Genomic DNA, 11414 nt, shown 5'->3' with positions numbered 1-11414 from the left:
TGCATTGCTTTTGAAAACACCACAGACCTGTAGGAGCAGGGCTTGCCCGCGAAGGGGCCCTTGAGACCGCCAAAAGCTTCGCTGGCAAGCCAGGTTCCTAAAGGTCCGCTGTGTTTGTGAGGGCCGTGTCCCCTCGGATCAGATCAGTACGGTCCACAGGGCAAACCCGGCATACCAGAGCACCGCCGCCCGTAGCAGCAGCTCCCACAGGCTGTCCAGGCTGGTGACGCCATCGGCGCCAACCACCGGCGCAGGGATTTCCCCGGCGACACGACCCACCTTTTCCACCAGTTGCCGCGCCGTGATGTCCCAGTTGAGCAACTCATGCAGCATCACCCGGCTGACCCCGACGAAGTTGCCCACCAGCGCCAGGCTGGCCGCCAGCAAGCGCACCGGCAACCAGTCGAAGGCGTGCCGCAGCAAGGTCGCACGTTCCACCAGCGCCGGGTTCTGGCCTCGTTCCGCCGCCAGCGCCAGCAGCCGATAACTCAGCGCCGCCACCGGACCCAGGAGGAAATACCAGAAAATCACCACAAAGAAACTCTGGTAGGCCTGCCACAACAGGTAGCCCTGGACCTGCTCCAGCAACTGCTCATCGCTGTCGGCGCACACATCCAGGTCACGCTTGGCCACATGCACCGCCGCCTGCACATCACCGCGCCTCCAGGCATCGCGAAACGGCCCGAGGGCCGCCAGCAGATCCCCACGGCCGAGGCTGTAAATCACCACCAGCAAATGCACCGGCAAGGCCAGCAAACCATAGGCCAGCGGTTGCAGCGCCATCAGCAGCAGACCGAGCACGACCACCGGCAACAGCACCAGCAGGATCAGCACCAGCCAGGGCTGCCCGGCGGTTCGCGGAGCGGCTTCCAGCCGGGCCAGCTCCCGCAGCCAGGCGCCGTCACGTTGGACCCGTTGGCGCAAGGCCGAGAACTTTTCGATCCAGACCGCCAGCAGCAACACCAGAAAACTCATTGTGACTCTCCTTTTTCCAGCACGGCGGCACGAAAGCGCGCCCAGTCAAACGCTGGTCCCGGATCGGTCTTGCGGCCCGGGGCGATATCGCTATGGCCGCAAATCCGTTGCGGGGTAATGGCCGGGTAAGCGGCCCGTAGCTGACGGGTCAAAGCAATCAACGCAGCGTACTGCGCCTCGGTGAAAGGCAGCTCATCGGTGCCCTCCAACTCGATACCCAGGGAAAAATCGTTACAGGTTTCCCGCCCCTCGAAAGACGAGACGCCGGCATGCCAGGCCCGTTCCAGACAAGAGACAAACTGAGTGACTATACCGTCACGCTCAATCAGAAAATGCGCAGACACGCGCAGGTCGGCGATGCCTTCAAAGTAGGCGTGTTCCGTGACATCCAGGCGATTCTGGAAGAACTCCTGCACCTTGCCCGTGGCGAACTGCCCCGGTGGCAGGCTGATGTTGTGGATCACCAGCAGGGAGATTTCTTCGGCTGGACGCTGGTTGAAGTTGGGCGAAGGACAGTGACGCACGTCCTGGCACCAACCGCTGGCGGGATCCAACTGCATACCGATTCCTTCGAAGACAAACACGACAGGCTCAGTATGCCGCGATAGGCACGTGGATGGGTCAGCAATCCGCGCTTATCGAAGAAATTTTCTTGAGCAATGCCCGACGCCAGGACAAGCGAGGCGTACTCAGCGCTTCTTCATCCGCCGCAGATTGCCGATGACCGAGGCCAGCGCCCGGTCGAACAACAAGGCGTCGTCAAGCAGGCGGACCGCGCCACGGCGGAACTCCACGGCCAGGGCCTGGGCCGTTCGCTCCAGCACTTTCATGCCGGTACGATTGACGAAGATGTACTTGCCGCCCGGCTCGATAATCGCCGTCAGCTTGCAGCGCAGGCTGTTCTCCTCGTCCTCGCGGATTTCCACCCACTGGCCGATGCGCAATTGCCGGATCCAGAGCAGCGCGGCGTCATCGGCCGGCAACTCGAAGGCCACGTCCTCGACCAGGGGCTCGTGGGGGGCACTGAGGACAATCTCCTCCACCACCTCGACCATCGCCGGGGCCTGCTCGCTCGCCACGGGTTCGGCATTCTTCCTGGCAAGCTGCTGGAGTACCTGCACATGCAGGCCTTCCAACTGGCTGAAAAACTCACTGGTGGCGAAGGGATCGAACGCGGCGCTGGTCAAGCCGTCGCGCAGGGACTTGAGCAACCCAGGGACCAGCTCCAGCAGCTTGAGCCGAGCATCCACCGGGTCCTGGGGTTCGACACTCCAGATCAAATCGTCCAGGGTCTGCAAGCCGGCCTGCCATTCGGCGGACGCTTCGCCCTGCTTGAGCCAGGTCAGCAACAACACCTTGCTCCAGGCCTCCTGGAGCAGACGCACCACCACTTCGGGCAAGGTCCGCCCCAATAACCGCTCGTTCAAAACTTCCTGAACCCGCTGGCGCGCCTGCTCGGCTTTAGCACGGCCTTCTTCGGCATCCCGGGTACGCTGTTCGAGCAATTCGCTACGGCGGCGTTCGTCGCTGGTAAAGGCGAGGAACTCCACCAGTAACTCGGCAAAGATCGCCGGATCGTCAACGAAATCATTCAACAGCCGCTGCACGATCTGTTCGATACGCACATACAGGGCATCACGGTGATAGTCGTCACGGGAACCCCAGCCCAGGGCGGCGGAGGCGATTTCATTCAACAGGCGGCGGGCCGGATGACTGCCGCGACTGAAGAAGCTCTTGTCCAGCACCGCCACTTTCAACATCGGGATCTGCAAGCGGCCGATCAACGCCTTCAGCGAGTCCGGCAGGACCCGGTCATCGAGGATAAATTCGAAGAGCATGGCGATCAGGTTGATCACGTCTTCGTCCATGCCCCCGACCACCCGGGACTTGCCGCTTTTCACGCTGACCCGGGTCAACAGCTGTTCCAGCTGGTTGCGTAGGTCGAAGTCTTCCGCCGAGCTGGGCTCCGGCACATATTGCTGCAGATGCGAGAGCAGGCGCAGCAGATCGTTGGTGGAAATCGGCTGGACCTCGGAGCCGGCCTCAAGCTTGGGCGCCACGCTGCCACGCACATGCAGCAGCAGTTCCTGCAGGGCGGCGAACACCTCCTGCACGCTTTCATCCAGGGGCTTGGCGCTGGCGGTCGGCGCCTGATGGCCGCGGGTGCTGGCCGCCGCACGATCGCTGGCGCGTCGTGCCGGAGCGGCCTTGAGCTCCGGCAACACACCGGTGGCGATCAGCAGCTGATTGGCTTCGGCATACAACTGGTCGGCGTCGCGGAGGACATATTTCTCGAACAGTTTGAGAATGATCAGCTTGACCTTGATCTCCACCCCGAGGTTACGCCCGGCCTCGAGGAAATACTCACAGAGCATCGCCGGACCCATGGGATTGCTCGCGTCATCGACACGTCGGGGAATCAAGGCATTGAAGCGGGTGCTGAGTTGCCCCAGGGCAAAACTGTCACGGCTGAGGACCTTGGCGACCATGGCATCGAGGGCCACGGTGCGTTCGAGCTCATCGTTGGGCACCAGCGCCAGGGCTTCGTAGGACACCACCGAAGACAGTGTCGGCTCACTGATATCGTACTGGCCAAGGCGGTCAAAGGCTTCGAAAAAGCGTTCGAGAAAACCACGCTCGATACTCTTGCGCTTGAGGCGCAGGTCGCGCATGGCTTCGAAAAAAGTGTTCTGGTCGACGTTGTTCTGGGCCTTGTCGGCCATTTCGAACAGGGTGTCGTCGGCATTATCGAACAGCACCTGCAAGCCTTGCTTGAGCTGCAAGGCCGCCTTGTCCCGGACCTGGACCAGAACCACGGGCAAACGGGCAAGCGGCGACGGCGTCGCTTGATCGTCGGCAGCCTTGTGCAAAGGCACGACCTTCCCGTCATTGTGCATCAAAGCCTCCTGCCGCAGCGGTTCTGTCTGTTCAGGTGAAAGATCGGTGTCCGCGGGGAGTGGGCATCATGCCTCACGACCGCTTCTCGGCGAACACCTCAGGTGCTCACCGGCTATCGATAATCGGGGAATTACAGATACGTCAAAGCTATGACGTCAATTACAAGGCAGATTATCTTGTAAAAGATGTCACTTTTACTAGTCCTCGGCAATTCCTTTTCAGATCCATATGAAAATAGACCGCCGATCGGGCAAAACGCTCACGGCAAGCGACCAAAGGCAAGATCCGGGCGGCCAGTCTCGGCCACGCGCCTTGGGTTGGGCGGCGCCCTGCCCCTATAATCAAGATACTTTGTTTGTGGAGTCCGTTATGCCGAATCTACGCCTCGCCGACCTGACCGCCGAAATCGAAGCCAACGTGCGCCGTGCGTTGCTCGAAGACATCGGCGGTGGCGACATCACTGCCCAGTTGATCCCCGCCGAGCGCCTGGCCAAGGCCACCATCATTACCCGCGACGCGGCGACCATCGCCGGTACGGCCTGGGTCGATGCGGTGTTTCGCCAGCTCGACCCACGGGTGGCCGTGCATTGGCAGGTACGCGACGGCGAACGGGTACAGCCGAACCAGCCGCTGTTCCATCTGGAAGGCCCGGCGCGTTCGTTGCTCAGCGGCGAACGTTGCGCCCTGAATTTCCTCCAACTGCTGTCCGGGGTCGCGACCCATGCGCGTTATTACGCCGATCAGGTCGCCGATACCCCGGTCAAGTTGCTGGATACCCGCAAGACCTTGCCGGGTTTGCGCCTGGCGCAGAAGTACGCGGTTACCTGTGGTGGCTGTCATAACCATCGGATTGGCTTGTACGACGCGTTCCTGATCAAGGAAAACCATATCGCCGCGTGCGGCGGGATCGCCCAGGCGATCAGCGCGGCGCACAAGATCGCACCGGGCAAGCCGGTGGAGATCGAGGTGGAAAGTCTTGCCGAGCTCAAGGAAGCGCTGGCGGCGGGGGCGGATATCATCATGCTCGATGAGTTGAGCCTGGACGATATGCGCGAAGCGGTGCGCCTGAATGCCGGCAAGGCGAAGCTGGAAGCCAGCGGCGGGATCAATGAAAGCACCCTGCGGCCGATTGCCGAGACCGGCGTGGACTATATCTCCATTGGTGCGATGACCAAGGATGTGAAGGCGGTGGATCTGTCGATGCGTTTGAGTCTCTGAGAAGAGGCTCAACGCAACGAAAAGCGCCGCGACTCAAGCTCCAGCAACCATTGCTTGGCCGCCAGCCCGCCACCGAACCCGGTCAAACTGCCGTTGCTGCCGATCACCCGATGACAAGGCACGATCACCGGCACCGGATTGCGGCCATTGGCCGCCCCGACTGCCCGTGACGCCTTGGGTCGATTGATCCGCTGGGAAATTTCGCCATAGCTGGTGGTCACGCCGTAAGGAATGGTCACCAGGGCTTGCCAGACGTCTTTCTGGAAGTCCGTGCCGAGCATATTGAGCTTCAGATCGAACTCGACGCGCTCACCGGCAAAGTACTCCTCCAACTGAATACGCACCTGTGCCAGTTTCTCCGGCGCATGCAGCCAGCCGTCCAATGGCGTCTGCGGCCGATAGTCCAGTTCGAAGCGCAGCTCCCGCAGCCCGTCGTCGTCGGCCACCAGCATCATGGGGCCGATGGGCGAAGGGATGATGTCGTAGTAAATCGTGCTTGCTGTCATTTTTGACTCCTGCGTATCGATTCTGCCTCACTCGCCCCGCGCCACAGGTACATCACCGTATAGGCGCGCCACGGACGCCAGTCTTCGGCGAGCAGTTCCAGTGCCTTGGTGCTCAAGGGCGGAACATCCCTGACCACTTCGCGACGCAGGATCAGGTCCGCCGCCGGAAAGGCATCGGGATGATTGAGCGCGCGCATGGCGATGTAGTGCGCGGTCCATTCGCCAATTCCCGGTAAGGCAACCCAGCTTTTGACGAAGTCATTGAGGCGTTGCTCTGTACGAAAACTCACCCGTCCATCCAGTAAAGCCTGGGCGATGCCTTGAATGGTGGCGGTGCGTGTCCTGATCACGCCGATTGAGCCCAGGTCCGCGTCGACCATCTGTTCTGGAGACGGAAACAAGCGATCCAGGCCCGGTGCCGGCGGCGCCTCAATGACAGTGCCGAAGCGGGTCACCAGTCGCGATGCCAGGGTACGTGCCGCCGCCACGCTGACCTGCTGCCCCAACACTGCCCGCACCGAAATCTCGAAACCATCCCAGCCGCCTGGCAGCCGCTGCCCAGGATAGCGCTCAACCAGTGGCGCCAGCACCGGGCTCGCGCCCAGGGTAGCGGCGATAGCCTGGGGGTCGGCGTCCAGGTCGAACATCCGGCGAATCCGTGTGACCACCGGTAGCATCTGGCTGGGCGGGACATTGAACAGTTCGAGCTTCAAGGCATGACCGCCATCGGGCCAGGCGCTGATCTGCAGCCAACTGGGCGATTCGTGGCTGCCGAAGACTCGCCGATAGCCTTGCTCGTCGACCACTTCGATACCCGGCAAGGCGCGACTGGCGAGGAACGCCAATACAGCCTTGAAATCGTAGGGAGGTCGATAACCCAGGCGCAGGACCAACGCGTTGTTGGCATTGGCCAAGGGCTTGCGGCGAAAATCCCGGGGCGGTGCATGGTTGGCTTCGGCAAAGGCCGAGTTGAAGCGACGCAGACTCTGGAAGCCCGAGGCCAGCGCCACTTCGGTGATCGGCAGCGCGGTTTCGGTCAGCAGTTGCTTGGCGAACAACAGGCGCTGGGTGGCATGGACCGCGATAGGTGGAGCGCCAAGGTGTTTGACGAACAGGCGCCGCAGCTGTCGGGCGCCGACATCGAGTCGGGCAGCCAGGTCATCAAGGGACTGTTCGGCGAGAAAACCTTCGTGGATCAGCTTCAGGCCACGGCCGACCAGATGCTCGCCATGCAGCCAGATGGTGTTGCCCGGCGCCAGTTCTGGGCGGCAACGCAGACAGGGTCGAAAACCCAAGGCCTCGGCGGCGGCGGCACTGGGGCAATACTGCACATTCTCGACCTTGGGCGGACGCGCCGGGCAGACGGGGCGGCAGTAGATCCGGGTGCTGAGGACCGCCGTGAAAAAGACCCCGTCAAAGCGCGCGTCGCGGCTCAGGCGGGCCTTCTCACAGATATCGGCCGAGGGGAATGAGGAAGCAATAGTCGTGTTCATGGGCAGAGACTAGCACCGGTGATGGGGCTGTTCTCGCCATTTTCGGACGTGGATGACATGCCGGGTGCAAACCCTCTTTCGGACCACGCACGAACCTTGTAGGAGTCTGGCTTTCCAGTGATGGCGACTCCTGAGAACAACACAGGACTGACCTCCCAATCGCCAGTAAGCTGACATATGGAGTAATAATAATAGTTTGATAAATCAAGACCCTGACACGAAAATCCCAGCGACGTACAAGCCATCACGTCATTCAGGAATTGAAATGGACGTCAAAGACATAGCAGCACTTATCGTCGACCGCCTTGAGAGCTGCCGGGCAGATATCCAGGATCAGTGGAACAATCCGCAAGGCACTCATACACGCCATTTCGTCATCGACGGCCTTCTGCCTGAAGAAATAGCCCTGGAGATTTATGGCGCCTATCCACGCAACGCTGACGGTTTTCTTGACCAGCAATCGTTCCGCGAAAAAAAGAAAACCCTGGCCAACCTGGCTGATCGCCCCCAGATCCTGCGCGATGTCACCTACGCCATGCAGAGCCAAAAGGTGGTTGGCAAGGTGGCCGAACTGGTTGGCGTCGAGAGCCTCATCCCCGATCCGTCCCTTTACGCTGGCGGCCTGTCGATGATGTTCAAGGATAACTTCCTGAACCCTCACATCGACAACAGTCACGACGGTGGTCGAGGCCTCTATCGGCGCCTGAATCTCCTTTATTACGTGACCCCGGGCTGGGTTCTGGAGAATGGTGGAAATTTTGAGCTGTGGGATACAAAGGTCAAGAAACAAAAGACCATCGTTTCCGCGTTCAACCGGCTGGTCGTCATGGACACCAACCGCGACTCCTGGCATTCCGTCAGCAAGGTTGCCGTCGATACCCCGCGCTGCTGTGTGTCCAACTATTACTTCTCGAAGGCCTCGCCTGGTAATGACGACTACTTCCATGTGACTTCATTCAGCGGCCGGCCTGAAGAGCCTGGAAAACGCCTGCTTGGCGTAGTCGACAACCATGTCCGAAACACCCTATCGAAAGTGTTGCAGATTCGCCGCGGCAAGGCGCTCGAAGAGCGCGAGCCTGACTGATTGTCGTGCCTGGGGTGAAAGAGCGGCAAACATACCTCAGCTTGCCGCTTCCAGATCTCGTCCAGCCAGCGGCCTGAACGGAAGCCGGCACCTACTGAGTCACATAGGCCTCCTCTACGTATCCACGGCGGTCCCATGATGTTTCTCGTGAGACCCTGCGGTAATGGGGGTACTTCGCCACTGCCGTTGGTACGTGAACCTGAGGAGTGCCGGCCCAGGGCGAATAGGCTTCCTGGTTGAAGCTGATAAACAACCCGTTCAGACTCTTCACTCCCCAGGCCAGATAGCGGTCGACTTCGGACTCTGGCATTTCCGGCATTGAGTCCTGGTTGATCAACACATTTGGCTGGAAGTCGATTTTTTCCAGGTCAAAATACGGGATCAGTTGAATCGGCGATAACACACCTTCGAGCCGCTCCCCCTCAAGCACCAGCGACTCCGACGCAGCAGAGCCAAGGAAGTAGGACTGCACGAGACCCACCTCAGGCAGATCGACGATCACATACCTGGCGATTCGATCGCCCAGCAACTTTCTCAGCCAGTAGCACGTGCCACCGTACCCTCCACCGATTTCGACAATCTTCAACGGTTCGTCGATGCCCTGGCGATTGATGATCTCTTGAATGCGCTGTGCGGTATAAAGGTGGGAGCATGTTTCGCGAACCAGAAAGCGACCGCCAAACAGGATCCCGCGCGGATCCCCAAAGCGAGGCGCTTCAATTCTGAAACCGAAGTGCGACTCAAGCTTATCCATCAACTGCTCTTCAGTGAAACTCAATCGCCAGTATGCAATCTGCCCTTGTTCATGGGTTTTGGCACGAAGTATACCAAGATGCTCCGCAAGCGTTACAACGGACAACTCAATACCGATGGGTAGATACGCCCAGCGGAAAGCCGCCGAGTCAAATGTAGTACCGTACGAATATCCATTGACCGCTTCCGTGCGAAAAATCTTAGCGTAATGATTTGCGAGCAATTCAGAGTTCTCCGACTCTACCAACTTGCACAATTCACCATAATATTCAAGCCGCAAAACACCCCACATTGACTCTTCTGGGATTAGTTCCTGAGTACCGGAGTCTGTGGCCTTGAGTATCTGGTAGCGTGTAATGATGCGCTTTGAAATGCTCGTATCAGGGAATGACTCTCCGGACAGCTCTGGCTCAAGCTGAATAAGCTTGTTCTGAGATTTTGTAATGAGCCATTCGGGCCTGCGGATCACCCAGGAAGCCGCACTAAAATCGAGATATTTATATCCAAACTTCAGCCATCCCTGCTGAATCCTGAACAATGTCACAGGGTTACTCGCTATCGCCTTGAAGGCGCCGCGCAGAACCTTACCTAAAATACGCATTCAGATGCTTTCCTTGTATTTACTGAAAATTTTAGATTTAGATCAGGCAATCACAAGGAAGAGTAGTCATATTTTATAAAATAGAAAAGCCCGGTATTTATTATCGTCACGCTCTATTGGTTGATATTGCTGTTCCTGGGCATCGCCCTCCGACTTGTCCCTCGCCTCGGCGTCAATGGTTGCGGGAAATCCGGCTCGAAAGCGAGGAAGGTTCGGAATGGCCGAGGCGGGTTCAGATAAACAAATCCCCGCAAGGTTTGGACCTGCGGGGATTATTGGGAAAGGTTGAAACGAGCTGAAAACTGAATATGGTGCCGGAGATAGGAATCGAACCTACGACCTTCGCGTTACGAGTGCGCTGCTCTACCGACTGAGCTACACCGGCGTGGAGCTAAAGCTAGCATCCGATGCCACAGCGGGCAAGCTACTCGGGCTTGATCGCAATCACGCCCTGGACCCAGAAGCGCGGTTGATAATGGCCGCCGTATTGCTGCTGGTAAAGTTTGTCGCGCTCGTCCAGATGGGGAACATCCCGGATCGCCACATAGACCAGGAGCAGCACAGCCGCGCTGCTGATGCCCATCCACGACCAGCGGATAAAAGCGTTGGGTTTGGCCGGCTCGCGCTTCCAGACATGCAACGCCATCAGCCAGCCAACCACCAGCGACAGCCAGAACTGGGAGTACGGCATCACGATCACCCCATCGACCATGGATTGGGTCAGGGCGCCGATCAGGCTGGCGAACAGGCACAGGCGCAGTAGGTCGGTCGGGTCACCGGAAGTCGCGCGCTCGCGGATGAGAGTCAAAGTCGCCCATAGGCCACGTCCTACCAACCCCATGACCAGCAAGGTGGAAGGAACGCCCCATTCGCTGGCCCATTGCAGAATGGCCTGATGTGGGTGGGCGGCAATGGGGTTGTGGATATCGGCGAAATGCATGGGGCCGAAGCCGAGCCAGGGGTGTTCGCGGATCATGTCCCAGGCCTGTTGCCAGAGCGGGCCTCGGTCGGAGAGTGTGGTTGTCAGGCGCTCGCTGGCGGCGTTGCTCATCTCCATACCGAGGTAACCGGCGAGGACACTGAACAACAGCCAGTAGAGCATCACCCCCACCACGACAGCGGGCAACTGCCAGGTGATCCAGCGCCTGCCTGAGTGACCGCAGATGAAGAGCACGCAGGTCGCCCCCCCCATGCCCAGCCAGGTGCCGCGAGTACCACCCGTCACCGCGATCAGCCACCAGAGACTCAGCAGCGAGAAAGTCCAGGCTTGGGCTGAACGCTTGGTGGTAGACAGCAAAAGTGGGAGCGCTAAAAACGGCAGGGTGAAGGTCTGGAACTGGCCGTAGAAGCGTTTGTTGGAGAAGCCGCTGAGAAGCCCACCGGTGTCCAGTATCCCTGTGCCAGCGGCAAACGAACGGAATGCCAGTGTCAGAAAGTCAAAGCTCTTGAAGGCGCAGATAAACACCACGAACAGCAGCAACAGTTGATCAACGGATGCCCCATTGGCTCGACGTGAATGGGCAAAGGCTTCAGCACAGCAGCAACATGCAGCGATCAGAGCGACCTCTGTGAGAGCCCAGAGAGGTTGATGCGCATAGAGGGAAGAGACGATACCTGCCAGTAAGACCAACCCGCAGGCCAGGCGCGCGGGCCGATCGACAAGACCGAACGCATAGGGCATTCGGCAGCAAAGCAGGAAAACCACTGCCGTACTGGTAACGGCGAGTTGCCCAAGACGCTGAAGCGTATTCCCGCCCAGACCGTGCCCAAAGATCATCACCGCAGCGATCAGCAGCGTGAATACCAGCCAAATCTTTGTTCGCCCAGTCCAGGCAGCATTCATTACAACCTCAGAATTTCCATTTCAGGCGGTGTACAGATGCATC

The 11414-nt window shown here is 59.3% G+C and carries 9 protein-coding genes and 1 tRNA gene; 2 read left to right on the top strand and 8 right to left on the bottom strand.

Annotated features, from left to right (window positions below; genetic code table 11):
* Positions 1-138: 138 nt before the first annotated feature.
* From ampE to M5C01_RS28225, 3 genes are all read right to left on the bottom strand, one after another.
* Positions 139-975: a regulatory signaling modulator protein AmpE gene (ampE, locus tag M5C01_RS28235; RefSeq protein WP_152741225.1), complete on the bottom strand. Its 837-nt coding sequence runs from the start codon at positions 973-975 to the stop codon at positions 139-141.
* Positions 972-1535 carry a 1,6-anhydro-N-acetylmuramyl-L-alanine amidase AmpD gene (gene ampD, locus M5C01_RS28230; protein WP_103494700.1) on the bottom strand — a complete coding sequence of 188 codons (564 nt, stop codon included), beginning with the start codon at positions 1533-1535 and terminating at the stop codon, positions 972-974. Before ampD ends, ampE begins: the two co-directional genes overlap by 4 nt.
* Before the next feature lie 129 nt (positions 1536-1664).
* Entirely contained in the window at positions 1665-3872 is a 2208-nt protein-coding gene (locus M5C01_RS28225; protein ID WP_152741226.1) for a DUF1631 domain-containing protein, read from the bottom strand.
* Positions 3873-4242: 370 nt separating this feature from the next.
* On the opposite strand from M5C01_RS28225, the gene nadC reads away from it, so the two are divergent.
* The gene (gene nadC / locus M5C01_RS28220) at positions 4243-5091 is read left to right on the top strand and encodes a carboxylating nicotinate-nucleotide diphosphorylase (RefSeq protein WP_152741227.1); all 849 of its coding nucleotides are present in this window, start codon (positions 4243-4245) and stop codon (positions 5089-5091) included.
* 8 nt (positions 5092-5099) lie between these two features.
* On the opposite strand, the gene M5C01_RS28215 is transcribed toward nadC, so the two are convergent.
* Positions 5100-5597 carry a methylated-DNA--[protein]-cysteine S-methyltransferase gene (locus M5C01_RS28215; RefSeq protein WP_152741228.1) on the bottom strand — a complete coding sequence of 166 codons (498 nt, stop codon included), beginning with the start codon at positions 5595-5597 and terminating at the stop codon, positions 5100-5102.
* Positions 5594-7090 (bottom strand): DNA-3-methyladenine glycosylase 2, encoded by a 1497-nt coding sequence (locus tag M5C01_RS28210; RefSeq protein ID WP_152741229.1) that lies wholly within the window; start codon positions 7088-7090, stop codon positions 5594-5596. The genes M5C01_RS28215 and M5C01_RS28210 overlap by 4 nt, the downstream gene beginning before the upstream one ends.
* 265 nt (positions 7091-7355) lie before the next feature.
* Between M5C01_RS28210 and M5C01_RS28205 the strand changes: the two genes are divergently transcribed.
* Positions 7356-8174, top strand: a complete 819-nt coding sequence (locus M5C01_RS28205) for a 2OG-Fe(II) oxygenase (RefSeq protein ID WP_152741230.1) — start codon at positions 7356-7358, stop codon at positions 8172-8174.
* 91 nt (positions 8175-8265) lie between these two features.
* On the opposite strand, the gene M5C01_RS28200 is transcribed toward M5C01_RS28205, so the two are convergent.
* The 3 genes from M5C01_RS28200 to M5C01_RS28190 all read right to left on the bottom strand — a co-directional run bounded on the left by M5C01_RS28200 (position 8266) and on the right by M5C01_RS28190 (position 11008).
* Positions 8266-9528, bottom strand: a complete 1263-nt coding sequence (locus tag M5C01_RS28200; RefSeq protein ID WP_218586105.1) for a putative sugar O-methyltransferase — start codon at positions 9526-9528, stop codon at positions 8266-8268.
* Positions 9529-9837: 309 nt separating this feature from the next.
* Positions 9838-9913, bottom strand: a tRNA-Thr gene (locus M5C01_RS28195).
* A 39-nt stretch (positions 9914-9952) separates the two neighbouring features.
* Positions 9953-11008, bottom strand: coding sequence for an O-antigen ligase family protein (locus M5C01_RS28190; RefSeq protein WP_306110048.1), 1056 nt, complete (start codon positions 11006-11008; stop codon positions 9953-9955).
* Between the last annotated feature and the right edge of the window lie 406 nt (positions 11009-11414).

Origin of the sequence: Pseudomonas sp. MWU12-2319 (genome assembly GCF_023242525.1) — a bacterium.
GTDB classification, from domain to species: Bacteria; Pseudomonadota; Gammaproteobacteria; order Pseudomonadales; family Pseudomonadaceae; genus Aquipseudomonas; species Aquipseudomonas gingeri_D.
Note: the sequence above shows the minus strand (reverse complement) of the source record. Positions and strands in the feature narration are given on the sequence as shown.